Annotated in this window: 25 protein-coding genes; 10 read left to right on the forward strand and 15 right to left on the reverse strand. The window is 65.0% G+C overall.

Annotated features, from left to right (window positions below; translation table 11 throughout):
- The first annotated feature begins 245 nt into the window (after window positions 1-245).
- The 7 genes from AWB67_RS26035 (at window position 246) to AWB67_RS26065 (ending at window position 8,059) form a co-directional block, all read left to right on the forward strand.
- A complete protein-coding gene (locus AWB67_RS26035) occupies window positions 246-2,246 on the forward strand; it encodes a sigma-54-dependent Fis family transcriptional regulator (RefSeq protein WP_087659095.1) in 2,001 nt (666 codons plus the stop codon).
- Between the two features lie 189 nt (window positions 2,247-2,435).
- Window positions 2,436-3,500, forward strand: coding sequence for an ATP-NAD kinase family protein (locus AWB67_RS26040; RefSeq protein WP_087659096.1), 1,065 nt, complete (start codon window positions 2,436-2,438; stop codon window positions 3,498-3,500).
- A 42-nt stretch (window positions 3,501-3,542) separates the two neighbouring features.
- Complete coding sequence (locus AWB67_RS26045; RefSeq protein ID WP_087659097.1) at window positions 3,543-4,547, forward strand: thiamine pyrophosphate-dependent dehydrogenase E1 component subunit alpha; 1,005 nt, start codon at window positions 3,543-3,545, stop codon at window positions 4,545-4,547.
- A 182-nt stretch (window positions 4,548-4,729) separates the two neighbouring features.
- Complete coding sequence (locus tag AWB67_RS26050) at window positions 4,730-5,749, forward strand: alpha-ketoacid dehydrogenase subunit beta (protein ID WP_087659098.1); 1,020 nt, start codon at window positions 4,730-4,732, stop codon at window positions 5,747-5,749.
- Window positions 5,749-6,861, forward strand: a complete 1,113-nt coding sequence (locus AWB67_RS26055) for an acetoin dehydrogenase dihydrolipoyllysine-residue acetyltransferase subunit (protein ID WP_087659099.1) — start codon at window positions 5,749-5,751, stop codon at window positions 6,859-6,861. Before AWB67_RS26050 ends, AWB67_RS26055 begins: the two co-directional genes overlap by 1 nt.
- Before the next feature lie 74 nt (window positions 6,862-6,935).
- Window positions 6,936-7,676 (forward strand): lipoyl protein ligase domain-containing protein, encoded by a 741-nt coding sequence (locus tag AWB67_RS26060; RefSeq protein WP_087659100.1) that lies wholly within the window; start codon window positions 6,936-6,938, stop codon window positions 7,674-7,676.
- Entirely contained in the window at window positions 7,673-8,059 is a 387-nt protein-coding gene (locus tag AWB67_RS26065; protein WP_087659101.1) for an ester cyclase, read from the forward strand. Before AWB67_RS26060 ends, AWB67_RS26065 begins: the two co-directional genes overlap by 4 nt.
- A gap of 7 nt (window positions 8,060-8,066) precedes the next feature.
- Here AWB67_RS26065 and AWB67_RS26070 read toward each other — a convergent pair whose 3' ends face one another.
- The 6 genes from AWB67_RS26070 to modA all read right to left on the reverse strand — a co-directional run bounded on the left by AWB67_RS26070 (window position 8,067) and on the right by modA (window position 12,534).
- Window positions 8,067-8,552: a DUF4440 domain-containing protein gene (locus AWB67_RS26070; protein WP_087659102.1), complete on the reverse strand. Its 486-nt coding sequence runs from the start codon at window positions 8,550-8,552 to the stop codon at window positions 8,067-8,069.
- Between the two features lie 396 nt (window positions 8,553-8,948).
- Complete coding sequence (locus tag AWB67_RS26075) at window positions 8,949-9,464, reverse strand: hypothetical protein (protein ID WP_087659103.1); 516 nt, start codon at window positions 9,462-9,464, stop codon at window positions 8,949-8,951.
- A 12-nt stretch (window positions 9,465-9,476) separates the two neighbouring features.
- A complete protein-coding gene (locus AWB67_RS26080) occupies window positions 9,477-9,812 on the reverse strand; it encodes a hypothetical protein (RefSeq protein WP_087659104.1) in 336 nt (111 codons plus the stop codon).
- A 176-nt stretch (window positions 9,813-9,988) separates the two neighbouring features.
- The gene (gene modC, locus AWB67_RS26085; RefSeq protein WP_087659105.1) at window positions 9,989-11,077 is read right to left on the reverse strand and encodes a molybdenum ABC transporter ATP-binding protein; all 1,089 of its coding nucleotides are present in this window, start codon (window positions 11,075-11,077) and stop codon (window positions 9,989-9,991) included.
- 6 nt (window positions 11,078-11,083) lie between these two features.
- Window positions 11,084-11,764, reverse strand: coding sequence for a molybdate ABC transporter permease subunit (modB, locus tag AWB67_RS26090; protein ID WP_087659106.1), 681 nt, complete (start codon window positions 11,762-11,764; stop codon window positions 11,084-11,086).
- Between the two features lie 14 nt (window positions 11,765-11,778).
- On the reverse strand, window positions 11,779-12,534 hold the full coding sequence (modA, locus tag AWB67_RS26095) for a molybdate ABC transporter substrate-binding protein (RefSeq protein WP_087659107.1): 756 nt from the start codon (window positions 12,532-12,534) through the stop codon (window positions 11,779-11,781).
- A gap of 220 nt (window positions 12,535-12,754) precedes the next feature.
- On the opposite strand from modA, the gene AWB67_RS26100 reads away from it, so the two are divergent.
- Both AWB67_RS26100 and AWB67_RS26105 read left to right on the forward strand, forming a co-directional pair.
- Complete coding sequence (locus AWB67_RS26100) at window positions 12,755-13,420, forward strand: glutathione S-transferase family protein (RefSeq protein ID WP_087659108.1); 666 nt, start codon at window positions 12,755-12,757, stop codon at window positions 13,418-13,420.
- 522 nt (window positions 13,421-13,942) lie between these two features.
- Window positions 13,943-14,167: a hypothetical protein gene (locus AWB67_RS26105; protein ID WP_087659109.1), complete on the forward strand. Its 225-nt coding sequence runs from the start codon at window positions 13,943-13,945 to the stop codon at window positions 14,165-14,167.
- Between the two features lie 140 nt (window positions 14,168-14,307).
- Here AWB67_RS26105 and AWB67_RS26110 read toward each other — a convergent pair whose 3' ends face one another.
- The 8 genes from AWB67_RS26110 to AWB67_RS26140 all read right to left on the reverse strand — a co-directional run bounded on the left by AWB67_RS26110 (window position 14,308) and on the right by AWB67_RS26140 (window position 20,107).
- Window positions 14,308-14,622 carry a hypothetical protein gene (locus AWB67_RS26110; protein WP_087659110.1) on the reverse strand — a complete coding sequence of 105 codons (315 nt, stop codon included), beginning with the start codon at window positions 14,620-14,622 and terminating at the stop codon, window positions 14,308-14,310.
- A 456-nt stretch (window positions 14,623-15,078) separates the two neighbouring features.
- Entirely contained in the window at window positions 15,079-15,390 is a 312-nt protein-coding gene (locus tag AWB67_RS26115; RefSeq protein ID WP_087659111.1) for a c-type cytochrome, read from the reverse strand.
- Window positions 15,387-16,655: a PQQ-dependent sugar dehydrogenase gene (locus AWB67_RS26120; protein WP_087659112.1), complete on the reverse strand. Its 1,269-nt coding sequence runs from the start codon at window positions 16,653-16,655 to the stop codon at window positions 15,387-15,389. The genes AWB67_RS26115 and AWB67_RS26120 overlap by 4 nt, the downstream gene beginning before the upstream one ends.
- 89 nt (window positions 16,656-16,744) lie before the next feature.
- Entirely contained in the window at window positions 16,745-17,515 is a 771-nt protein-coding gene (locus tag AWB67_RS26125) for a hypothetical protein (protein ID WP_087659113.1), read from the reverse strand.
- A gap of 230 nt (window positions 17,516-17,745) precedes the next feature.
- Window positions 17,746-18,021 (reverse strand): hypothetical protein, encoded by a 276-nt coding sequence (locus tag AWB67_RS39700; protein WP_125477673.1) that lies wholly within the window; start codon window positions 18,019-18,021, stop codon window positions 17,746-17,748.
- Entirely contained in the window at window positions 17,993-19,192 is a 1,200-nt protein-coding gene (locus AWB67_RS26130) for a T6SS phospholipase effector Tle1-like catalytic domain-containing protein (RefSeq protein ID WP_087659114.1), read from the reverse strand. Before AWB67_RS26130 ends, AWB67_RS39700 begins: the two co-directional genes overlap by 29 nt.
- Window positions 19,193-19,350: 158 nt before the next feature.
- Window positions 19,351-19,716 (reverse strand): hypothetical protein, encoded by a 366-nt coding sequence (locus AWB67_RS26135; protein ID WP_087659121.1) that lies wholly within the window; start codon window positions 19,714-19,716, stop codon window positions 19,351-19,353.
- A gap of 166 nt (window positions 19,717-19,882) precedes the next feature.
- Window positions 19,883-20,107, reverse strand: a complete 225-nt coding sequence (locus AWB67_RS26140; RefSeq protein ID WP_087659115.1) for a hypothetical protein — start codon at window positions 20,105-20,107, stop codon at window positions 19,883-19,885.
- Window positions 20,108-20,163: 56 nt separating this feature from the next.
- Here AWB67_RS26140 and AWB67_RS26145 point away from each other — a divergent pair, with 56 nt between their 5' ends.
- Window positions 20,164-21,372: a polysaccharide pyruvyl transferase family protein gene (locus tag AWB67_RS26145; protein ID WP_087659116.1), complete on the forward strand. Its 1,209-nt coding sequence runs from the start codon at window positions 20,164-20,166 to the stop codon at window positions 21,370-21,372.
- Here the strand turns inward: AWB67_RS26145 and AWB67_RS26150 are convergent.
- A complete protein-coding gene (locus AWB67_RS26150; RefSeq protein WP_125477674.1) occupies window positions 21,342-23,834 on the reverse strand; it encodes a fused MFS/spermidine synthase in 2,493 nt (830 codons plus the stop codon). The two genes, AWB67_RS26145 and AWB67_RS26150, sit on opposite strands and share 31 nt — an antisense overlap.
- Window positions 23,835-23,983: the final 149 nt, after the last annotated feature.

Raw genomic sequence — 23,983 nt, forward strand, 5'->3', positions numbered from 1 at the left:
GTCTCCTGGCTGTCCGGTCAGATTTTTCTTATGGCTTTCAGTCTATCAAAGGCGTCGGCGCGCTGACATCTCGCGCGCGTCCGCTTTCGTGGGACTTAAGCATTCACTTCGATGCGGTTTGCCCCAACGCACGCGCAGTCAGCTACAGTAGGAGTCCCGTCCCAAAAATCGGCCGAGGCGAAACGAGGCGCTCCGAGAAGCGCCCGAGCCGCGCCGCACGGGCAGGAGACACCAAGGAGAGCACGATGGACATGCGGCAACGCAAGCACATCGAGGCGGTAGTCGAAGCGACCACGCGCACCCCGCCGATGGTCGCGGCGCGCACGCACGAGGCGATCATCGAGTCGTCGTGGCGGCGCTGCGTGCATCAGTACGGTCTCGACCCGTCGCGGATGCAGGAGGCGCGCATCCTGCCGCAGACGCGGCTGCGCGAGCACCAGCAGCGTATCGACGACTTCGCCCGCATCGCCCGGCACGGCCTTCAGACGCTCTACAGCCAGGTCGCGGGCCTCGGCTACGTCGTGCTGCTGACCGACGCGCAGGGCGTGACGGTCGACTATCTCGGCGACGCCAGCACCGACGCGAGCCTGCGCCGCGCGGGCCTCTATCTCGGCGCGCAGTGGAGCGAGAACGGCGCGGGGACGTGCGCCGTCGGCACCGCGCTCGCGACGGGGCAGGCGTTGACCGTCCATCAGGTCGATCACTTCGACGCCACGCATATTCCGCTCACCTGTACCGCCGCGCCGCTCTTCGATTCGCACGGCAGCCTCACCGCGATCCTCGATATTTCCGCGCTGACTTCGCCGCAGGCGCGCGAGAGCCAGAGCCTCGCGCTGCAACTCGTGCGCGTCGCGGCGAGCCGGATCGAGAACGCCAATTTTTTGCGCACGCATCGGCAGGACTGGATTCTGAAGCTCAACGCATCGCCGGAATTCGTCGATGTCGATCCGGAATTTCTCGTCGCGCTCGATGCGGGCGGGCGCGTCGTCGGGCATAACCGGCGCGCGCACGAAATGCTTGCCGCCGAAGTCGGGCAAGGCGGCGTGCCGCTGGCGCCGCTGATCGGCGCGCGTTTCGAGGCGCTGTTCGACGCGCGGCTCGAAGACCTCGGCCGCTTCGTCTATTCGCGTCCGAGCGAATTGCGCGCGCTGGCGCTTGCGCGCAGCGGCGCGTTGCTGTACTTGAGCGTGATGCCGCCCGCGCCGCTCTGGCAGCCGAACGCGAGCGCCACGCGCGACGCGGCCCGCGCGATGAAAATCCCTGCGCCGCTCGCTGCGCTGTGCGGCGGCGATGCTGCGCTGGGACGCCAGCTCGAACGCGCGGCCAAACTCGTCGATTCGCCGATCAACCTGCTGATCAACGGCGAGACCGGCTCCGGCAAGGAGTATTTCGCGAAGGCGCTGCATCAGTCGAGCGCGCGGCGCGGCGGGCCGTTTATCGCGGTGAACTGCGCGGCGATCCCCGAGACGCTGATCGAAAGTGAATTGTTCGGGCATCTGCCGAACAGTTTCTCCGGCGCGGGGCCGAAGGGCAAACGCGGTCTGATCCAGGAAGCAGACGGCGGCACGCTCTTTCTCGATGAAATAGGTGACATGCCGCGCGAGTTGCAATCGCGCCTCCTGCGCGTGCTGGCGGAAGGCGAAGTGCTATCGATCGGGGCGTCGCGGCCGGTGTCGGTGGACGTGCGCGTTATCTCGGCGACGCACCATCCGCTGGACGCGCTCGTCGAAAGCGGCCGGTTCCGCGAGGATCTTTACTACCGGTTGAACGGCGCGCGCTTTGCGCTGCCGCCGCTTCGTGAAAGGAGCGACCTCGACTGGCTGATTCAGAAGCTTCTGAAGGATCTGTCGGGCGCGACGGTGACGTTGTCGGAGGAGGCGCGCGAGCGGCTGCATCGGCATCGGTGGCCGGGGAATCTGCGCGAGCTGTGCAACGTGCTGCAGTACGCGCGCGCAGTGTGCACCGATACGCATATCGAAGTCGACGATCTTCCCGAGAACCTGTCGACGGTCAAGCCGACGCAAGCGGCTAAGCCAGCGCTGCCCGCCGCGAGCGCTCCCATCGATGAATTCGATCCGCATCTCTTGCCGCCCGAAGGCATGCTGCTGATGCAGTACCTGCGCGCGGCGAGCTGGAACCTGAGCGCGGTCGCGCGGCAGATCGGCGTAAGCCGGATGACGCTCTATCGGCGCATGGCGCGGTATGGCATCCGCTCGCCCAATCAGCGCGATGCAGGCGTGCACTGAGCGTTACGCCTGTACTCCCCGCGATACATCTGCCGCTGTGACACCTGTCACAGCGGTTCTTCCTTCTGGCTGCCGACAGCCTCAATTCAAGCGCTTTTGTTCGGGTAATCCCTCGACATTCGCGCGTCTTCAGATTGGCATAGCGCTTGCCTAGTACTCCCGCAAAACAGAGCTACATGGAGACAACGCATGCGCAGCCCCACGCCCGCAAGGCCGCCGCTCGTCGGCATCATCGCGAATCCGATTTCAGCGCGTGACATCCGTCGCGTGATCGCGAACGCGAGCAGCCTGCAACTCGCCGATCGCGTCAGCATCGTGCTGCGGCTGCTTTCGGCGCTCGCGTCGTGCGGGATCGAGCGCGTCGCGATGATGCCGGACCGCGAAGGCCTCAAGGTGATGCTCGAGCGCCATTTGTCGCGGCGCCAGGGTCCGGATGCCGGGCTCGCCGCTGTCGACTGGCTCGACATGCCCGTCACCGCCCGCGTCGACGACACGTTTCGCGCCGCGCAACTGATGCGCGAGGCGGGCGCCGCCGCGATCGTCGTGCTCGGCGGCGACGGCACGCATCGCGCGGTGGTCCGCGAGTGCGGCGCGGTGCCGGTCGCGGGCCTTTCGACCGGCACCAACAACGCGTTCCCCGAAATGCGCGAGCCGACCATCGCGGGCATCGCCGCCGGTCTCTACGCCGCCGGACGCATTCCCGCCGACGACGCGCTCCAGCGCAACAAACGCCTCGACATCACAATCCGCGACGCAAAAGGCAACGTGCGGAGCGACATCGCGCTCGTCGATGCCGTCATCTCGCACGAGCACTACATCGGCGCGCGGGCGCTCTGGAAAATCGATACGCTCGCCGCCGTCTACGTGTCCTACGCCGATCCGCAGGCGATCGGGCTTTCCTCGATCGCGGGCCTGCTGGAACCGGTCGGCCGGCATGAACCGGGCGGCTTGGCCGTTGAACTCGCCGCGCCCGGCGAAGGCGAATTCGAGCTGTGCGCGCCGATCGCACCGGGCCTGATGCGCGCGGTGCCGATCGCCGGCTGGCAGCGTCTGCGCGACGGTATCCCGCAGCGCGTGCGCCAGCGTGCCGGCATCGTCGCGCTGGACGGCGAGCGCGAAATGGCCTTCGCCGCCAGCGACGAAGTGACCGTCACCTTGCGCGAAGGCGCCTTCAACAGCATCGACGTGGCCGCGTGCATGCGTTACGCGGCGCGCACGGGCCTGATGCGCCAGATGGCGCACGTGCAGCCCTGAACCGTTTTTCCGCCCCACCCACTTCAAACGAAGGAGACAGACATGACAGTCCGTTCAACGCAGCAGGACGCAGGTGCGCTGCCGCTCGGCAAGGAGGAACTGCTGACGGTCTATCGCAAGATGCGCACGATCCGCGATTTCGAGGAGCGCCTGCACGTGGACTTCGGCCGCGGCGACATCCCCGGCTTCGTGCATCTCTACGCCGGCGAGGAAGCGGCTGGCGTCGGCATCATCCATCACCTGACGGACGGCGACCGCATCGCGAGCACGCACCGCGGACACGGCCACTGCATCGCGAAGGGCGTCGATCCCGTCGCGATGATGAAGGAGATCTACGGCAAGAAAGGCGGCTCGTGCAACGGCAAGGGCGGCTCGATGCACATCGCCGATCTGTCGAAGGGGATGATGGGCGCGAACGGCATTCTCGGCGCGGGCGCGCCGCTCATCTGCGGCGCGGCGCTCGCGGCGAAGTTCCGCGGCAAGGGCGAAGTCGGCATCACGTTTGCGGGCGACGGCGCGTCGAACCAGGGCACGTTCCTCGAAAGCCTGAATCTCGCGGCGGTGTGGAACCTGCCGGTGATCTTCGTGATCGAGAACAACGGCTATGCGGAATCGACGTCGCGCGAGTACGGCACGGCGGTGGACAGCTACGTCGATCGCGCGGCGGGCTTCGGCATCCCGGGCGTGACGGTCGATGGCACGGATTTCTTTGCGGTGCACGAAGCGGCGGGCGAAGTGATCCGGCGAGCGCGCGAAGGCGGCGGCCCGGCGCTGCTCGAATGCAAGATGATCCGCTTCTACGGCCACTTTGAAGGCGATGCGCAGACGTATCGGGCGCCGGGCGAACTCGACGATATCCGCTCGAATAAAGACTGCCTGAAGAAGTTTGCGCAGACGGTGACGCAGGCGGAAGTGATCACGCGAGCCGAGCTGGATGCGATCGATCGCGATGTCGCCGTGCTGATCGAACGCGCGGTTCAGGAGGCGAAGGACGCGCCGCAGCCCAGCGCCGCCGATCTGCTCACCGACGTGTACGTCAGCTATTAATCCAGCGAAGACACGAAAACCTTTCATGGGACCAGAGTACGGCGCTAAGCGCCAACTCTGGTCGACCGCAGCTTGCATGGGACCAGCGTAAGGCGCTAAAGCGCCAGCTCTGGTCGACCGCAGCTTGCATGGGACCGGAGTAAGGCGCTAAAGCGCCAACTCTGGTCGACAGGAGACGAAACATGGCCCGCAAACTCAGCATGAAGATGGCAATCAACGAAGCCCTCGACCAGGAAATGACCCGCGATCCGAGCGTGATCGTGCTCGGCGAGGATATCGTCGGCGGAGCAGGCGCCGATGGCGAGAAGGACGCATGGGGCGGTGTGCTCGGCGTCACCAAGGGACTCTACGCGAAGCACGGCGACCGGCTGCTCGACACGCCGCTGTCGGAGTCCGCGTATGTCGGCGCGGCGATCGGCGCGGCCGCGTGCGGCATGCGTCCCGTCGCCGAGCTGATGTTCATCGACTTCATGGGCGTGTGCTTCGACCAGATATTCAACCAGGCCGCGAAGTTCCGCTACATGTTCGGCGGCAAGGCGGAGACGCCGGTCGTGATTCGCGCGATGGTCGGTGCGGGCTTTCGCGCGGCCGCGCAGCACAGCCAGATGCTTACACCGCTATTCACGCACATTCCGGGGCTCAAGGTAGTGTGCCCGTCGACGCCGTATGACACCAAGGGCCTGCTGATCCAGGCAATCCGCGACAACGATCCCGTCATCTTTTGCGAGCACAAGAACCTGTACGGCTTCGAAGGCGAAGTACCGGAGAACTCGTATGCGATTCCGTTCGGCGAAGCGAACATCGTGCGCGACGGCAAGGACGTGTCGATCGTCACCTACGGCCTGATGGTGCATCGCGCGCTCGAAGCGGCCGCGACGCTCGCGAAGGAAGGCATCGAAGCGGAAATCGTCGATCTGCGCACGCTCTCGCCGCTCGATATCGATACGGTGCTGGAGAGCGTCGAGAACACGGGCCGGCTCGTCGTGGTCGATGAAGCCAGTCCGCGTTGCAACATCGCCACCGATATCTCCGCGCAGGTTTCGCAGCAGGCGTTCGGCGCGCTGAAGGCCGGCATCCAGATGGTCGCGCCGCCGCATACGCCGGTGCCGTTCTCGCCGACGCTCGAGGATCTCTACATACCGAGCGCCGCGCATATCGTGGAAGCCGTGCGCAAGACGATGAACAAAGGAGGGTCGCACTAATGTCCGAGATCACACCGATCGTGATGCCGAAGTGGGGCCTGTCGATGAAGGAAGGCACGGTGAACGCATGGCTTGTCGATGAAGGCGCGCAGATTTCCGTCGGCCTGCCGATCCTCGACGTGGAAACCGACAAGATCGCCAACGCCGTCGAGGCGCCCGACGCGGGCACATTGCGTCGCAAGGTCGCGGCGGAGGGTGACGTGCTGCCGGTGAAGGCGCTGCTCGGCGTGCTCGCGCCGTCCGAAGTGAGCGACGCCGACATCGAAGCGTACATCGCCGCGTATGAAACCCCGCCCGACGACGAAGGCAGCGACGATGAAGCCGCCGCCGCGTATCACTTCATCGAAGTCGACGGCATCCGCGTGCGTTATGCGAGCCGCGGGGAGGGCGGCAAGACCGTGCTCTTCATCCACGGCTTCGGCGGCGATCTCGACAACTGGCTCTTCAATCTCGATGCGATCGCCGAAAAGCACAAGGTCGTCGCGCTCGATCTGCCGGCGCACGGCCAATCGACGCCGAAGCTGCCCGGCACGACGCTCGAGGATCTCGCGCAGTTCGTGCTTCGCTTCATGGACGCGCTCGACATCGGCGAGGCGCATCTCGTCGGGCATTCGATGGGCGGTGGCGTGGCGGCGCAACTGGCCGTCGATGCGCCGGGGCGCGTGCTGTCGGTGGCGCTGATATCGCCGGCAGGGCTCGGCGACGAGGTCAACAACGGCTACACGGAGGGCTTCGTGAAAGCGCAGTCGCGGCGTGATCTGAAGCCGGTCGTCGAACTGCTGTTCGCGGACCCGGGGCTCGTGAGCCGCCAGATGCTCGACGATCTGCTGAAGTACAAGCGGCTCGACGGCGTGAGCGAAGCGCTCGCGGCGCTCGGCGGCAGTCTCTTCGGCGACGGTCGGCAAAAGGCGCTGCCGGGCGCGAAGCTCGGTGCGACAGGCAAACCGGTGCTCGTGGTGTGGGGCGCGCAGGATCGCATCATTCCGGCCGCGCATGCGCAGAACGCGCCGGCGGGCGCGACCGTCAAGGTCTTCGATGACGCTGGCCACATGAGCCAGATGGAGAAGGCCAACGACGTCAATGCGCTGTTGAAGAAGCATCTGGCGGGGTAAGGGGAGGGCGGACGTGGTTTGCGCCGCGTCCGCTGTTCTTCGTTACCATATTTGCTTTCGCCAGGCGCTTGATCATGCCCTTCGAACTCATCGATTTCGACGCTTCTGCCGCCAATCCCCTCGACGCCGAGCAGGCGCTGCTTGCGTATGCGTCGGCGGGTCGCGCGGTGGCGCATCTGTGGGAGGCGCCGGTGTCGCTGGTGTTGCCGCGCAGCTATCAGCGCTACGCATCGCTCGATGATGCCCGCGCCGAGTTCGCGCGGCGCGGCTGTCCCGTGTGGTTGCGGCTTTCGGGCGGCGGGCTCGTGCCGCAAGGGCCGGGGATCCTCAATCTGAGTCTCGCTTATCCGCTCCGTGCAACGATCGGGACGATGGCCGACGCGGTGTATCTGCATCTGTGCGAAATTCTCGCCGATACGCTTCGTCAGGTGGGCGTGGAAACGCACTGGCAGGCGGTGGAGGGATCGTTCTGCGACGGCCGCTTCAACCTCGCGTGGGGCCCGGCGGACGATGCGCGCAAGATCGCGGGTACGGCGCAGTACTGGCGGCGCGTGCCGGACGCAGCGGGCGACGCAACGTATGCGGTGCTCGCGCATGCGGTGCTGCTAGTTGATGCCGATCCGGTCGAGATCAACCGGCGCGCCAACGCGTTCGAAGCGATGATCGGCAGCGGGCGGCGCTATGAAGCGGGCAAGGTGGTGAGTGTGGCGCAGGCGATGAGGTCGCCGGGCGATAACTTGCGCGCAAGGGTTAAGGACGCGCTACGTGCCGCTGTGCTTGCGGCTTCTCCACCGATCGCGGACTTTCAAAAGTGAACAAAACCGATCTCTCCGATATCTACAGAGGCTACATCGCGTGCCTGAACAATCAGGATTGGGCGAATCTGAATCAGTTCGTTGGCGATGACGTGCATTACAACGGTCAGCGTATCGGTTTGTCGGGTTATCGCGCGATGCTCGAAAAAGACTTCACCGAAATTCCTGACCTTCATTTCGACATTCTGCTGTTGATTGCCGACTCGCCGTATATAGCGAGTCGGTTGGGCTTTGCGTGTACGCCAAAGGGAAAATTTCTTGGGCTGAACGTCGATGGGAAGAAAGTGTCCTTTACAGAGAATGTGTTCTATCAGTTCCAAAGCGGAAAGATCGAGCAAGTATGGTCTGTCATAGACAAAGCGGCTATCGAAGCTCAGCTTTAAGACGCGCTTACTTTTTCTCAGGCATCACCGACGAGTGATGACTCGTAATCAGCCATTGCGTCCCATCCCAGCGATACGTGTATGTGTAGCGCGCCTTTACGACCGCTCCGGTCTTGGCGAACGTGAACGTATAAAGCCCGGCATCGACCGCGGTGTTGCATCCTAGTTCAAGCTGCCGAAAATCGATTTTCCCGGAAGGGCCACCGGGTAAAAAATGGCTGAAGTAATCCTCCTTTTCAGCAGGCGTCAGACGCGGCTTGTCGGATACCGTTGCAAGAAGAATTGAACGCTCCGCGTAATTGGCCACCACCTTGTGCGGATCACCGGTTTGCAGGGACTGATTCCATCGATCGAATAACGCCGCAATCTCCTGATCGGATACAGCCTTACAGCTCTCCGTTCGCGATGGCGACGCGCTATTCGACGACATGTCCTTGTTCGCCGCGCATCCGGCGAGCATAAGCGTTAGGGCAGCAATGGTGATTGGCTTCATGGCGGCTTACTCCCGTTAGTAGGTGAGAGGAAAGCAAAACGCCGGAAGGAGGGCCGTCCTTGTCTCATTGGAGTCGTGGGACCTGGCCGCTTCTGACTGACGGAACGGTTATGGTCCCGACAGCATTCGAGTATGCGCCCTGTTACTCAACGAATAACGGTTAAGGGAAGCAATCGAATGGTGTGATGTTGAATATCCTGTCCGCTTGGGGCGCTTGAGATTCGAATTGATCTTGAAAGTGCAACGTGCGGTTTAATTGCTGCGATTGCTTAGCGAGCATGTAACTGCTTAACGATGCATTTTCTTAAGGGCGGCGACTCTTCGCTTAAGGATCACCCGCCCAAGCAGAGTCGAGCCGACAAAAAGCGCGGACCATCAGCATCAGGCAAAGGGATTTCAACTTGAAGGTGGCGGAGGCGGGGGCATCCCGGGAGGCGGCGGTGGAGGCGGTGGCCCGTACGGCCGTGCGTTCGGCGTAGACATCAACCCGCTCACCGGCACGCGATCCCCCGCTGCGTACATGCATTGCAGATACGCGTAGTCGTAGCGTCGCTGCACTTCGTATCCGGAGGCCTGAGCCGGCCCCATCCCGACGAGACTCCCCGCCAGCAATCCCGCGCCCGCGCCCACGGCCGCCCCGGCGCCGCCATTGAAAGCCGCCCCCGCCGCCGCCCCCAGCGCCGTGCCGACCGCTGCGCTTCCGACCGCGCTGCCCGTCGCCGCCTGATTCGCCGACACCCCGCCGACCTGGTTGAACGCAAATTGCCGGCAGGAATTATCGTCGGCGCGGAACTGGTCGAAGGTCTTGCCGGTGCCGGGAAGCGCCATGACGCTCGGCTGCGTCGGCAGGACGACGCAGCCGCCGACGCACGCCGACAGCGCCGCGACGGCTACAAAGGATGAACGTTGCATAGTGCTGGATCGTCAGTTGGAAGGCTCGGGCTGCGGCGCGACTTCACGCCAGCCGCCCGGACACTGCTTCACATAGGGGTAGTAGGCGCGCGACGCGTCGCAGTAATACCAGTTCCCGCTCGGCTGGCCGGGACCGGCCGCGACCTGTCCCTGCTCGACATAGACCGGCGGCGCGGACGGCACGGCGACGACCGGAGGCGGCGGATAGTAGTAGTACGGAACCGGCGCGACCGGATAGTAAAGCGGCCCTCCGATGAACACGCCGACGTGCCCGCCGGCATACGCCGATCCGCAAGCGAAAGCCGCGGCGGCCACCGACAGCGTGACGAAACTCTTCAGGCGTATCACGACGATCTCCTCGTTGGATTTCGATCGCCGTCGGCTTCGAGCGGAGCACTTACAGGAAACTGTGGCGCGGCGATTGGCGCACGATTCGGCGCACTAATCCAACGCTATGCCAGTTGGTCGTGAAATTCAATTGCAGGCTGGCTCGCTTATTTTTCGGCGCGTTACGCGGTAAGGCATCAAGCCAGCAGGGAAACCGCCTTCACCTGCGCCCACACTCGCATTCCGACGCTCAGCCGCAGATGATCCCGCGAATAGCGCGTAATACGCGAAAGCACTGGCGTTCCATCGATATCGAGCCGCACCATCACCTGCGCCGGGTCGGCCGCCGCCTCGATCTCGACGACCGTCGCCGGGAGCACGTTGAGGATGCTGGTGTCCTCGGCGGCGTTCGCGGCGAGACTCACGTCGCGCGCCCGGACGACGATGCGCATCGGCTTGCCCTCGGGCAGCGGCCCATGCGCGGCACGCAGCGTCGCGCGCCCGCCCGGCAGCCCGAGTGTCAGCAGCCCGTAGTGCGCGTCATGCGCGCCGACGGTGCCCTCGATCACCACCGACGCATCGTCGGCCATCGCGACGGGCAGGTCGAGGCGCGCGAGCGTCTCGGCGATCGGCCCGCTGGCGACCGCGCGGCCGTTGTCGAGCAGCACGAGGTGATCGGCGAGACGCGCGACTTCCTCGGGCGCGTGGCTGATGTAAAGCACGGGGATGTCGAGCTCGTCGTGCAGCCGTTCGAGGTAGGGGAGGATTTCGAGCTTTCGCTTCTGGTCGAGCGACGCGAGCGGTTCGTCGAGCAGCAGCAGACGCGGGCTCGTCAACAGCGCCCGCGCGATACCCACGCGCTGCTTCTCGCCGCCCGACAGGCCTGCCGGCATCCGTTCGAGCAAATGGCCGATGCCGAGCAGATCGGCGGCTTGTGAAAGATCGACGCGGCGCGTCGCGGGCGCGACGCGCTTCATGCCGTATCGCAGATTGCCCGCGACTGTCAGATGCGGGAACAGGCTCGCTTCCTGGAAGACGTAGCCGAGCGGGCGCTTGTACGTCGGTATCGAAAGGCCGGTTTCGGTATCGAGCCAGACTTCGCCGTCGACGGAAAGACGCCCGCTTGACGGCTTCACGAGGCCCGCGACGCAGCGCAGCACCGTCGTCTTGCCCGAGCCCGAATGGCCGAAGATCGCCGTGACGCCGCGTCCGGGCAGGCGCAGGTCGACGTCGAGGACAAAGCCGCCATGTTCGACGCGAAAGCGCGCGTGAATGCCTTCAGCCATGTTCTGTCAGACGTAAGCGGAAGGTCGGCGCCGGCTCGAATAGAGCGCGAGCAGCACGAGAAACGAGAACACGACCATGCCGCCCGCAAGCCAGTGCGCCTGCGCGTATTCGAGCGCCTCGACGTGATCGAAAATCTGCACCGAAACCACGCGCGTCCGGTTCGGAATGTTCCCGCCGATCATCAGCACGACGCCGAATTCGCCGACCGTGTGCGCAAAGCCGAGAATCGTCGCGGTGATGATGCCGGGGCGCGCGAGCGGCAGCACCACGGAGAAAAAGCAGTCCCACGGGCTTGCGCGCAGCGTCGCGGCGGCTTCGAGCGGCCGGTCGCCGATGGCTTCGAACGCGTTTTGCAGCGGCTGCACGACGAACGGCATCGAATACAGCACCGAGCCGACGACGAGCCCCGCGAACGTGAACGGCAGCACGCCCCAGCCGAGCGCCTGCGTCGCGTGTCCGACGTAGCCGTTCGGCCCCATCGCGACGAGCAGATAGAAGCCGATGACGGTCGGTGGCAACACGAGCGGCAACGCGACGATCGCGCCGACCGGCCCCTTCAGCCGCGAGCGCGAGCGGGCGAGCCACCACGCGATCGGCGTGCCGACGACGAGCAGCAGTAGCGTCGTGAGCGAAGCGAGCTGAATCGTCAGCCAGATGGCTTCGAAATCGGCGCGATTGAGGGGCATCGATCAGAGCGCGATCAGAGCGTGTAGCCGTACGACTTGATCACGGCAGCCGCCTTCGGTCCCTTCAGATAGTCGGAGAATTGCTTCGCGACCGGGTTGTCCTTGCCCTTGTTCAGGATCACGGCGTCCTGCTTGATCGGCTCGTGCAGCGACGCCGGCACGACCCACGCCGAGCCGCTCGTGATCTTGCCGTCCTTGTAGATCTGCGACAGCGCGACGAAACCGAGCTCCGCGTTGCCCGTCGCGATGAACTGCTGCGCCTGCGAGATGTTCTGCCCTTCGACGATCTTCGATGCCACCGCCTGCGTAAGCCCGAGCTTGTCGAGCGCCTGCGTGGCGGCAAGGCCGTACGGCGCGGTCTTCGGATTCGCGATCGCGAGATGGTTGTAGGCGTTCTTCTTCAGGACGTCGCCGTTCGCATCGACGTAGCCTTCCTTCGCGGACCAGAGCGCGAGCGCGCCCGTTGCGTAGGTGAAGCGGCTGCCGGGCACCGTCATGCCTTCGGTTTCGAGCTTGGCGGGCGTGGTGTCGTCGGCGGCGAGGAATACTTCGAACGGCGCGCCGTTCTTGATCTGCGCATAGAACTGCCCGGTCGCGCCGAACGACGCGACGACCTTGTTGCCGGTGTCCTTCTCGAAGTCGGCGGCGATCGCCTGCACGGGCGCCGTGAAGTTGGCCGCGACGGCAACCTGGACTTCGCCGGCGAAAGCGGCACTTGCCGATGCGGCGGCGATGATCGAGAGGACAAAGCGGAAAAGTCGGACCTTCACGGAAAGCTCCTTAAGCGGCGCGTTGAGCGTTGATATTGGTCGGCGCGATGCGTGTTGGCGTGCGCCGTTTTCGAGTACCGTAATATAGCTGAATATATTGCGCGGGCGTGCGTGAGGCGCGCACATGTATGAGCGTTATGTGTGCTGGACGAACTTGGCGCGCGGCCGTCAGAATGGATTGATTTAGCGTGATCCAACATCAAGCGACGAGGCCCAGCCAATGATCATCCTGCACCATTGCATGAGCGCGCGATCGTTCCGGCCGCTGTGGATGCTCGAGGAAATCGGCTTGCCCTACGAGCTGAAAATGCTGCCGTTCCCGCCGCGCGTGCTCGCGCGCGCGTTCCTCGACACCAATCCGCTCGGTACGGTGCCCGCCTTCTTCGAAGGCACGTTGCGCATGACCGAATCCGCTGCGATCTGCCAGTATCTGGCGGCGCGGCATTCGCTCGGCGTGCTCGATGTCGCGGTGCACGAGCCGGACTTCGCCAGCTATCTCAACTACCTGCATTTCGGCGAGGCGACGCTCACGTTTCCGCAGACACTCGTTCTGCGCTACACGCATTTCGAGCCGCCGGAGCGCCGACAGCCGCAAGTCGCGGCGGACTACACCAAGTGGTTTCTCGCGCGCCTGCGCACGCTGGCTCCGCTACTCGCAGAGCACGAGTTTCTTTGCGCGGGGCGATTTACGGCGGCGGATGTATCGGTTGGGTACGCGCTGCTGCTCGCCGATCATCTGGGGCTGGCGGAGCGCTTCGAGCCGTCGGTGCGTGCTTATTGGGAGCGCTTGCAGCAACGCGATGGATATAGGCGCGCGCTGGCAGCACAGAAAGCGGCGGCCGAGGCGCAAGGCGTGTCGATCGTGGCCGCGCCGGATGCGCGGTAAAAAGATGCAGAAACCCGTGAGGTCGCGTTGTTTTTAGGGTAAGACCGCGAACCGCGAACCGCGAACCGCGAACCGCGAACCGCGAACCGCGAACCGCGAACCGCGAACCGCGAACCGCGAAACCGCGAACCCGCGAACCCGCGAACCCGCGAACCCGCGAACCCGCGAACCCGCGAACCCGCGAACCCGCGAACCCGCGGAGCCCGCTCAGCCCAGCGCTGACGCACGCTGACCAATGCCGAAGAAGCGCTAAAACCCGCGCTGATCTTGCATGCAGAACCGGTGCCGAGCGCGCAAGCGCACGCACCCCCCGGAAACACCCCCCTTCAAGTCCCCGCATCAGCGGGGCTGCCTGATCGTCGACACGAAACTAACCTTCGAATTCAGACGCATCTGATTGCTGATCGCGTTCCAGCCGAGTTTTCACCGCGAGTCATTTTCTTCAGGCATCGCTATCGCGCCGGACGCCATCCCCTTCGAGTCGATTCGCTCGCGGATGCCAACCATTGCGAGGTAACTGAAATGACGACCTTTTCTATCTGGCTGACGTCGATTTGCATCGCTCTCGTGGCCACCTGCACGATCGCGCTCACGCTGCCGATCTCCCCCGAAGACGAATTGAGCCGCGCGACGGCCCCCGAAGCGATTCTCAAGGTCGGTGTGCCGGCGCTGCCGCATTGGCTGGAGGCATCGGCGTCGACGGTTGCACAGCCTTTCCCGCGCGCGACGGACAGCGAACACAAGTAAAGCGCAGATAAGCCGCGCCCGCCCGGTGGCTTTCGCGCCAAGTCCTTTTCAATCAAAGCGTTGCCGCTTTCCCGCCGCCGATATCCACAGGGTTAGTCACAAAAACTGTGGATAAATCGGCGGTTTGCACGCACCCGCACTCACGCGTCGCTACGGGGCGTGTCGGCTGGCTTGGCTGCATCCGTCGGCGGCGGGAAAAACGCGTTCCACACCGCACGCACGCCCTCGGCGGCCGTCGCTTCCGCCCCGATGTTTTCCTCAGTCCCAGCGCCCGCTGACGGATCCGACGCCAGCCCGCGCCAATGCGTGAAGGCGAGCACAGGCTTCTCGGTCCATGCGCCGTCGGTGAATTTCGAGAAAGCGGTTTCGCCGCTCGTGAGCTGGACTTCGTACCACCCGTCGCGAACGGGCGCGTGTTCGTCCAGCGGGAACCATGCCGTCGATTCGATTTCCATCGTCTCCTCCGCGTTTTATTTCATTAGGGACAACGCATCTTTTGTACCAGATTTGTCCGCGCGCAGTCTCAAATCGGATGAGAATTCCAGATAGTGGATTTCGTTGATATCCAGGCGGAAACACGACGAATGCAAAGGACCATAAGAAAAGCCCGCACTCGGCGGGCTTCTCCTTGAAATGAGGCGGGGCGCAAACAGGCGGCGTACCTTCCGGCCAATCCCGCTTTCACCCCGTGTGTGACTCATGTTCGACACGAATCACGATTACAGAATAGGCGATCAGCGGGCAGAGTCAAAGTTTTTTGAGACGCCGCCATTCGTCCGAAAAAAGACAAAAAAAAGCCCGCTCTCGTTGAGCGGGCGTAATCCATATCGGTTGAGACATGGAGGAGACAGGAGTAAGTATAAACCCTTAAATCGTCCTGTCAACTATTTTGACAAATTCCGCGTCGTCCATCAGGGGGCCTTCAGGCTGTGGTAGTACGCGGCGAGATTGGCGATGTCGGCATCGGACAGGGGTTTTGCCATCATGTTCATCATCTCGTTCTTCCGCTCGCCGGACTTGAAGTCGTGCAGCGCTTTCGTCAGATATTCCTCGGTCTGTCCGGCGAGATTGGCCGCCTCCGGGATCTTCGCGATGCCGTCGATGCCATGACACGCCTGGCACTGCACGGCCTTCGCGCGGCCCGCCTTCACGTCGCCGGCGGCATAAGACGTGCTCGCCGCGCACGCGGCGGCGAGCGTCACCACGAAAATCAGCGTCTTCATTTTCCGCCCGCGTAGGAAATGCGATAGATCGCTCCCGCGTAGTCATCGGAGACGAGAAGCGAGCCGTCCTGCAACTGCTGGACGTCCACCGGGCGGCCCATGTATTCGCCTGTCGACGTGAGCCAGCCTTCCGCGAAGACTTCCGGCTCGCCGGCCGTGCCGTCGTCCTTGACCGGTATGTACATGATCCGCGCACCGACCGGCTTCGTGCGGTTCCACGAGCCGTGTTCGGCGTCGAAGATGCCACCCTGGTACTTCGCCGGGAACATCTTGCCCGTGTAGAAGGACATGCCGAGGTCCGCCGCGTGCGCCGCGAACTCGACCTGCGGGAACACGACGCCCGCCGGCGGCGTCGCGTCCTTGTAGTCGGCCGTGCGTACCTTGCCGCCGCCGTACCACGGGAAGCCGAAGTTCTCGCCGGCCTTCGTTGCACGGTTGAGTTCGCCCGGAGGCGTGTCGTCGCCCATGCCGTCGACCTGGTTGTCGGTGAACCAGAGCGTCTTGTCCTTCGGATTGAAGTCGAGGCCGACCGAATTGCGCACGCCGTGCGCGTAGACCTCGCGGTTCTTGCCGTCCTGATCCATCCGGATGATGCCGGCAAGGCCGTTCTTGTCGAGATCGGCGAGCTTGTCCTTCGATGGCACGTTCCACGGCTGGCCGAGTGCGATGTACAGCTTCTTGTCCGGGCCGATGCGGCACGCGCGCGCGCCGTGGTTGAAGCTCTCGAACTGGGTCGGGATCAGTTTGCCCTGCGGCACGACGACTGCCGCCGCCACGTCGCTGCCGCCTTCGCCGAAGAACTGCGCCGCCGGGAACGCCAGCACACGGTTCTGCTCGACGACGTACAGCACGCCGTCAGGCGAGAAACAGACACCGTTCGGCACCTTGAAGGTCACCGAGCTCGCGAACGCGACGACATCGTCGGCGACGCGGCGCTTCGTGCGGTCCGTCACCTGCCACACGCGCGCCTTGCGCGTGCCGACGAACACGACGCCCGTCGACGGCTCGATCGCCATGTGACGCGCATCGGGCACGACCGCAAACAGCTCGATCTTGAAGCCGGGCGGCAGCTTGATCGTTTTGAGGTTTTCGCGCAGGGCGTCGGCGCGCTGGCCGGACTGCGACACCGTCTCGGCGGGCTGGGTGTTGCCCGTCTGCTTGAAGTTGGAGAGCGCGTTGACGTTGTCCTGCGCCGCATAGGCGGACGGCAGGGCGGCGAGCATCGCGCCGAGGGCGAGGGGCAAAAGCTTGAGCGCTGCATTCATCGGTTTTGTCTCCTGGTGCTGCGTCGTTTTAGAGGACTGCAATCAGGCTGAAGCGGGGCGGGGCGGGGCGAAAGGAAAGCGAGAGCCGATTACTTCGTGCCGTCGAAGACGAAGGCGTCGGAGCGGCCCGGGAGCGGCAGCGCGGCGAGCAGGCGCGCGCCGTCGAGCACGGCGGTTCCGCCGAGCGTCGTGCCGGGTTGCGGACAGGGCGCGGGACCGAACGTGATCGAGACGTCATAGGCGTTCACGCCCGAATGCGGCGCGACGGTGCCCTTGAACACGCAGCCCATGCCGGTCGTGCCGGCGAGAAAGCCGTCGCCGGTGACGGTGAGTTTCGAGTTCGTTGCGCCTTGCAACGAGCCGCCGCGGCCGGTGTACAGGCCCGCGACGGTCGCGCGCGCCGGATCGGCGCCGAGCATCTGGTCGGAGGTCGTGGAGAACGTGAGGCTTTCACCGCCTTGTGTCCTGGCCGAACCGGTGACGGCGGGCGCGCGGGCGAAATCGGCATCGAACGTGACGGGCGATGCCGCATGCGACTGCACGCTGTAGTTCTGCGCGGTGGTACTCGTGAAGCGGCCGCTAGCGGACTGCGAGCCGTTGCTCGCGACGACCACGCCGCCGAGTCCGCTCATTCCCGGCGATGCAGCGCCGTAAAACAGATAGGCGGTTCCGTCGAAGAGCATCACGAGGATCGCGTTTCCGTGCGCGGGGACGGTGCCTTTGTAGACGCCGCCGGAGGGCAGGGTGGTGGTGCCGGCAGCGGTGGCGGGCTGAAGCGGGCCGGTCGAGCAGGCTGTGAGGCCGATACAGAAGGCGGAGAAGGCAAATAGTGCGCTATACGAGCAAGCGGTTTTTGTCATTGCGGCCTCGCGATGCGTTCGATTTTTCTGAGGGCTGCCAGTCCGAAACCTTGTTCTGCTCAATCGATACCAACCTGAACGGCCGTCGTTTGCAGCCCGCTCGCGGTTGTAAGAAAAGTACGAGTGTCTGGTATAGACCGTCCGCCGATACAGGTCAAGAAGGCGCTTAAGTAATTCGCGCGTCGGCGTTTTGTTCAGGGTGATCCGGCTCAGGAATGCAGCGTGCGCCGCTACCGCTGCCAGCCGCGCTCGAATTCCGCGAAGCGCAGGTGCGTGACCGCGAGGTTGAACTGCATACCAGCGTTGCGGGCAACAGGCGCGCGGCGGCGATGCTGTACGCGCATCGCGCCTAAGTCGCCGCGCATGTTGCAGGCGCAGCACGCGTTGTGATGCAACAACGCGTTGTCGGAATCGATGGCGAGGCCCGCGCGGGCGATGTCGAGCGTCGATACGCGAACTGTCCTAAAAAGGCAGCGCTCAATCCATCCAGACCATATTCGTCCCAAGCTGCTCGGCGAGCGCCGTCGGCAGGTACTTGAGCGTGACCGCGACACGCTGGCCCGTCTTCGGATCGATCCCCATCCGGTGCGCGATCGAAATATGCGCGCCGACGTCCTTCGGGAACGGGATCGGTGTGCGCGGCCCCTTCGGCAGAAGGTTGAACGGCGGCTGCGTCCACGGCTCGTGGCCCATGCCGAAGAAATCGGGCTTGAACGACCACGGCGTCGGCTTGACGTGCAATCCGATGGCCGGATCGCTCAGGCGCTCGAGCATCCACGTGCACGCGATGTCGGACAGCCCCGATTCATCGATCGGATAGCCGCCGCCCACGTCCGCGTGCGCGCCCGCGAAGAGCGCTTGCGTGATGCCGTCGCGCGCATCCCAGAAAGTCGGCGTGAAGTCGGAGCGCTGCTCGTCGAGGCTCAACGCGTGCACGCCGAATGCGACTTTGTTGCTGAGCGCGGTATCGGCGAAGCGGAATACGTCGACGTCCGAGCCGTTGGCGCCGAGGTACAGCGGAATCCCGAGCGACCCGACCGTATCCCACACGCCGATCGCCTTGATGCTGTCGACGGGAACCGTGTCGTCGGGTTCGGATGTATCGAACGCGAATTGCGGCAGGTGGCGCATGAGCGCGCTGAAGATGCCGAGCAGGCCGCCCGCGTTCTGCCGCGCCTTGACGCGTGCCTCGCGATGCCGCCGCCACGCGTTGATGCCGAGCATGTACGCGTGTTCCTTGTCGCTCAGGTCGAACTTGTGCCCGTTCAGCAGGCCCACGTCGGCGATCATGCCGCCGAGCGCGCGCACGGTGTACGCGCCGCGCGAGAAGCCGATCAGGATGACCGCGTCGCCCGGCTCGTAATTGCGCGACACGTAGGTATAGCCGCGCACGATCCGCGCGATGATGCCGTTGCCGAACACGCCGCCGAGCAGCTTGATCGCGACGTTGCGCGAATCGCCGACGCCGTGCAGGTATTTCGCGACCTGCGCCTCGGGACCGGTCTGCTCCAGTTCCTGCTCGGACGCAAGAAGCACGCTGTCTAGCTTGGCATCGCCGGCGAGCGTGCAGAAGGCTTTCCAGACATTGGTCGTGTCCGGAATGCCGTCGTTGTCGTCGTCCTTGGAGTTGGGGCCGTTCCAGGTGCCGTCGGCGCAGAAAACGATATTTTTCGGCATGAGATCTCCCACCGATGCGGATTGGGTCCGGCGCATGCGATGAACCGCAGGCCGGCTGGCGTCCTAATATCGTAGACGGTGAGAGGAGGAGTTCAAACGGCGTGCGTGTGCTTGCGCACGCCGGGTACGGCAAACCGTAAGGAGGCTTACAAAGCGATTCAGTCGGCGAGGCGCTTGTCGGCCAGCGCCCGGCGGCAGTCTTCGAACACGCGCAGCACCAGCACCGATTCGTAGTTGAGGTCCTCGCTTTCGAGGATCTCTTCGACGGCGTCGAGCGCCCAGTCGGCGTTGACGCAGCCGACGTTCTGCATCGCGAGGCGCTGCGCGATGGCCGATAGCCGCGCGACGGTGAGCCAGTCGGCCTGGCGCTTGTGGCGGTCGAGCCACTTGCGCGCCGCCTGCACGAAGAAGACCGGCGCGGGCCAGGATTCGTTCAGGTAGTAATTGCCGAGACTGCCGCAGGTGAGCCAGCAGAGCAGTTCGACGCGATCGCGCGGGCTGAGTTGGTGACGTACATCATTCATGGCGGCACTCACGAAGACGATTGACACGGCCGATAAATTCGATTCCCTCGAGAAAACAATATCAGATCATTTTGCATCGCGGAACAATTCAAATCGGCGAATCGATCCGCTTGCGTGCGGCTCGCCCTGTTTCGGGTGAGAAATCTGCGGCGCGCGCCTTGCTCGGTCAGGTGGATGTGACCTCGTCGCACCACTCGATCGCCCAGGCGCGCGCGCAGTGAAGCGCATCGGATTCGTTGTCGAAGGAGTCGAGTTCACCGGAGTGGTGCGTTTCGACACGCGTGCGCCCGGCGCCAGGCGCGCGGGTGATCGTGGCCTGCGCGTAGTAGCTACCGTCTTCGTCGTGGTGGGCGCGGCAGTCGATGTGCCACTCCTTGTAGTCGAATCGCATCGGTGTGTCTCCGTGTCTGTCGGTGGTTCGGGAAAGCCTAGCATGGAGGGCTGTTCATGCGTCCGAGCGGGGATCTCGTGGGTACGTTGTTCATCGGCGCCTTCGATCGGCATAACTTCGGCGATCTTTTGTTCGCACATGTCGCCGAAGCATTGTCCGGCCGCGCCGATGCGATCTTCGCGGGCGTCACGGAGCGCGATCTGCGCGCGTTCGGCGGACATCGGGTCGAGGCGCTGCCGGCTCTCGCCACGCGTTTGCGTGATAGCGCGGTGAGCCTCGTTCACGTCGGCGGCGAACTGCTGACGTGCGATGTCTATGAGGCTGCGGTGATGACGCTGTCCGATACCGACGCGCAAAAAGCGATCGCGCGGTTCGATGCGCGGCCGCGAGAGCGCATCGCGTGGGCGCGGGCGGCGTTGGGCACGGACGCGCTGGCGCCGTATCTGGCGTCGCGCGAGATGTTTCCGGGCGCGATGCGCGTGGTCTACGACGCGGTGGGCGGCGTGGACCTCGATAGCCGCGACGACCCGATGCGCGCGGAGGTTTTAGCCAAGCTCGCCGCAGCCGATGACCTCAGCGTGCGCGACCGGCACACGCAAGCGCTGCTCGAAGGGTGGGGCGTGAAGGCGCGTCTCGTCCCCGATTCCGCCGTGATGGTGGCGGAACTGTTCGGCGAGCGGATTCGCGAGCGGGCGCGCGAAGGCGCCGTGCGGCAGGTTCTGCGATCGTTTCCGGACGGCTACCTCGCCGTGCAATTCAGCGCCGATTTCGCCGACGACGACACCCTCGCCCGCATCGCCTCGCAACTCGATCGCACGGCGCGCCGGACCGCTCTCGGCGTCGTGTTCTTTCGCGCGGGCGCGGCGCCGTGGCACGACGACGCGTCCTGCTACGAGCGCACGGCGGCGCGCATGCGCACGCTTCCGGTCACGATTTTCCGTTCGCTGAATCTGTGGGACATCTGCGCGCTGATCGCGCATGGTCGCGCCTATCTGGGCGGAAGCCTGCACGGGCGGATCGTCGCGATGGCGTTCGGCTTGCCGCGTGTGAATCTGCGCCATCCTGCGCGCGCTTTATCGAGCATGACGAAGCAGACGGCGTTTGCGGCGACTTGGGACGCCGCCGATATGCCAGCCGCCGTGGCTATCGATGAAATCTGCGATGCAATCGATTCAGCGCTCGCAACGGACGAAGCGCGTCGCAAGCGGCTCGCGCTGGACCTCGCCGATGCTTATCACCGAGCCTCGCCGACAAACCATCGATAGTACGGGTTGGCTCCGTCCGTGCTCATGACGCGCTGCACGGCGCGCGCCCAGGCTTCTCGATCGCCACGGTACGCCGCCAGCCCGGCGCCGTAAAACGTGCGCAGCGTCTCGCGCTCGCGTTGCATGGCGGCGCGAAACGCATCGTCTCCGCCGGTGAGCGGAGGCTCCGCCTGCAGCGCCATCAAGCGCGCGAGCACTGCGGGGAACTCCGCGCGCCGGACCCACGGCGCATATTCGATGCGCGGGGCGTCATCGGTGACGGGCGGCGTATCGGCGACGTAGTACGCGAGCCCCGCGCGATCCGTCACCCACGTCGCCATGAGCGCAGCCGGCGACGCGACGCCCACTTCCTCCAGCGCCTTCGACACCGCCGGCTGCGCAAAGCGCGCGCTGATACGCGAAACGTCGAACCCGATCGGCGTCATCGATCCGACGAGCATCATTTCGTGCAGCTCTGTCGTCCAGAGCGACGCATGCGGAAACACCTGGATGAAGCTCTGGATCAGCGCGCGCGTGTCGTTCTCGTTTTGCGTCGGCAGCGGCAGCCACTGCGCGACGATCCCGTCCGGTTGCAGGCGCGCGGCGGCGAGCCGGTAGAAATCGGTCGAATAAAGATTCACAACGCCCGCAGCCGATGGCGGCGGCGGCTCCAGCGTGATCAGGTCATAGCGTTCAGCGCTTTGCAGCAACTCGCGGCGGCCGTCGCGCAGGCGCACGTCGATGCGCGGATCGGTGCTCATGCCGTAGTTGCCACTGAACTGCGGCGCCGCGCGCGCGACCGCTGGCAGCAATTCCGCGACGACGCGCCTGTCGAGCCCCGGATACGTCAGCAGCGCGCCGCCCGTGATGCCCGTGCCGAGGCCGATCACGAGCGCGGAACGCGGCGCGTCGCGGTGGATGATCAGCGGCAGGAGCGCCTGCAGGCGCATGTAGCGCAGCGACGTCATCGTGTCGCCGGAATTGGACACGCCCTGGATATAGAGACGCTTGAAGCGATGCGTGCCGGACGTCTGCTCGACCACCGCGACCGTGCCGCCCGCGCTCTCCTCGTAGTGGACGAGCGTCCCGCCGCGCGCTGCGGACAGGAGCGCCGCGAGCCGGTCGGATGGCGTGAAGACCGCCGCGCACGCCGCAAACACGGCCAGCGCGCCGACGGCGAAACGCGACGCGCGTCGCGTGCCGGGGCCGCACAGCACGGCGACGAGACCGACCGCGCATGCCGCGACCGCGAGCGCCGCGAGCGAATGCACGAGCCCGAGCCAAGGCACGAGGACGAAGCCCGCGAGCAGCGTCCCGGCGATGCCGCCCGCCGTGTTCATCGCGACGAGCGCGCCGACGTCGCGCCCGACGCGCCGGTGATCGACGGTCAGGCGCAACGCGAAAGGGAACGCGGCGCCGAGGAGCAGCGTCGGCACGAAGACGATGCAGAGCGCTGCGACGGCGAAGCTCGCGCACATCGAAGCGAGGAGGTTGCCGGTTGCTGACAGCACCGCGCTCGAGACGTAGCTTTGCCACGAAATGAGCCAGCCACCGAGGAAAGCGATCGCGAGCATCGCCGCCAGCCCCGCCGATGCGATCAACAGCGCGAACGCGCCCCACGGATCGCGCACGCGATCGACCCGTCGCGATACCGCCGCGCTGCCGAGCACGAGGCCGCAGAGATATGTCGCGAGGACGATCGAGAACGCGAAGCTGCGCGTGCTGATGAACTGGACGATCGCCTGCGACCAGATGACTTCGTAGCCGAGCGCGATGCCGCCGGCGATCGCGTAGAGGGTGATGGGGAGGAGGGGCGTGCTGGCGCTGCTTTCGTCGGAGCGCGCAGCAGCCGAAATCGCATGGTCGCCGGAAGCGCCGGAGCCAGCTTCACCGCCACGCCCCACATCCGCCCTCCCACGCGCCAGCAGCACCGCAACCCCCGCCGCGATCGCGTTCAACACAGCCGCAGCAAATGCGCTCCCTTGCACGCCGAGCCACGGAATCAGCACGAACGTCGGCAGGGTTGCACCCGCTATCGCCCCAGCCGTGTTCGCCGCGTAAAGCCGTCCGCCGGCCCCGCCGATACCGCCCGCCTTCGGCTCGACCGCGCGCAGCAGCACAGGCAGCGTTCCGCCCATCGCCACTGCTGGCAGCCCGACGAGCGCAAACGGCAGCACCCAGGCGAGCGCACCTACATGACCTTGAAGCACCGCGAACGGCGCCGCCGCATGCGCGAGCGCGAACGTTCCGCAAATCGCCGACACGAGCGCCAAGACCTCCAAAACCGAATAAAGCCGCAGCGGCTGACGGCTCCGATCCGCGATTCGACCGAAAACCCATCCGCCCAATGCCAGCCCCGCAAAAAACGCGCTGACGCCTGTCGTCACCGCCTGCACATCGACGCCGACGACAAGCGCCAACTGCTTGATCCAAAGCACCTGATAGATCAGCGCCGCTGCGCCCGATGCGAACAGCAGCAGCATCGGCCAGATGACGGAGTGCGCCTCGACGGGAACCGGAACCGGCAGCGACGCCGAGCGCCGCTCAACACGTTCACGCTCGCGCCGTTCGCGCCGCGTGGATCTGCGGGGAGAAACCAAGGTGTCGGTCATCGGATGGGTCTATGTAAATG

The organism is Caballeronia terrestris (genome assembly GCF_001544515.1).
In the GTDB taxonomy this organism is placed as follows: Bacteria; Pseudomonadota; Gammaproteobacteria; order Burkholderiales; family Burkholderiaceae; genus Caballeronia; species Caballeronia terrestris.

What these genes read in the sequence shown, in the direction of transcription:
- AWB67_RS26035 (WP_087659095.1), top strand. Translation starts at nt 246, where the DNA reads ATGGACATGCGGCAACGCAAGCACATCGAGGCGGTAGTCGAAGCGACC.
- AWB67_RS26040 (WP_087659096.1), top strand. Translation starts at nt 2,436, where the DNA reads ATGCGCAGCCCCACGCCCGCAAGGCCGCCGCTCGTCGGCATCATCGCG.
- AWB67_RS26045 (WP_087659097.1), top strand. Translation starts at nt 3,543, where the DNA reads ATGACAGTCCGTTCAACGCAGCAGGACGCAGGTGCGCTGCCGCTCGGC.
- AWB67_RS26050 (WP_087659098.1), top strand. Translation starts at nt 4,730, where the DNA reads ATGGCCCGCAAACTCAGCATGAAGATGGCAATCAACGAAGCCCTCGAC.
- AWB67_RS26055 (WP_087659099.1), top strand. Translation starts at nt 5,749, where the DNA reads ATGTCCGAGATCACACCGATCGTGATGCCGAAGTGGGGCCTGTCGATG.
- AWB67_RS26060 (WP_087659100.1), top strand. Translation starts at nt 6,936, where the DNA reads ATGCCCTTCGAACTCATCGATTTCGACGCTTCTGCCGCCAATCCCCTC.
- AWB67_RS26070 (WP_087659102.1), bottom strand. Translation starts at nt 8,552, where the DNA reads ATGAAGCCAATCACCATTGCTGCCCTAACGCTTATGCTCGCCGGATGC.
- AWB67_RS26075 (WP_087659103.1), bottom strand. Translation starts at nt 9,464, where the DNA reads ATGCAACGTTCATCCTTTGTAGCCGTCGCGGCGCTGTCGGCGTGCGTC.
- modC (WP_087659105.1), bottom strand. Translation starts at nt 11,077, where the DNA reads ATGGCTGAAGGCATTCACGCGCGCTTTCGCGTCGAACATGGCGGCTTT.
- modB (WP_087659106.1), bottom strand. Translation starts at nt 11,764, where the DNA reads ATGCCCCTCAATCGCGCCGATTTCGAAGCCATCTGGCTGACGATTCAG.
- AWB67_RS26100 (WP_087659108.1), top strand. Translation starts at nt 12,755, where the DNA reads ATGATCATCCTGCACCATTGCATGAGCGCGCGATCGTTCCGGCCGCTG.
- AWB67_RS26105 (WP_087659109.1), top strand. Translation starts at nt 13,943, where the DNA reads ATGACGACCTTTTCTATCTGGCTGACGTCGATTTGCATCGCTCTCGTG.
- AWB67_RS26110 (WP_087659110.1), bottom strand. Translation starts at nt 14,622, where the DNA reads ATGGAAATCGAATCGACGGCATGGTTCCCGCTGGACGAACACGCGCCC.
- AWB67_RS26115 (WP_087659111.1), bottom strand. Translation starts at nt 15,390, where the DNA reads ATGAAGACGCTGATTTTCGTGGTGACGCTCGCCGCCGCGTGCGCGGCG.
- AWB67_RS26120 (WP_087659112.1), bottom strand. Translation starts at nt 16,655, where the DNA reads ATGAATGCAGCGCTCAAGCTTTTGCCCCTCGCCCTCGGCGCGATGCTC.
- AWB67_RS26125 (WP_087659113.1), bottom strand. Translation starts at nt 17,515, where the DNA reads ATGACAAAAACCGCTTGCTCGTATAGCGCACTATTTGCCTTCTCCGCC.
- AWB67_RS26130 (WP_087659114.1), bottom strand. Translation starts at nt 19,192, where the DNA reads ATGCCGAAAAATATCGTTTTCTGCGCCGACGGCACCTGGAACGGCCCC.
- AWB67_RS26135 (WP_087659121.1), bottom strand. Translation starts at nt 19,716, where the DNA reads ATGAATGATGTACGTCACCAACTCAGCCCGCGCGATCGCGTCGAACTG.
- AWB67_RS26140 (WP_087659115.1), bottom strand. Translation starts at nt 20,107, where the DNA reads ATGCGATTCGACTACAAGGAGTGGCACATCGACTGCCGCGCCCACCAC.
- AWB67_RS26145 (WP_087659116.1), top strand. Translation starts at nt 20,164, where the DNA reads ATGCGTCCGAGCGGGGATCTCGTGGGTACGTTGTTCATCGGCGCCTTC.
- AWB67_RS26150 (WP_125477674.1), bottom strand. Translation starts at nt 23,834, where the DNA reads ATGCTGCTGCTGTTCGCATCGGGCGCAGCGGCGCTGATCTATCAGGTG.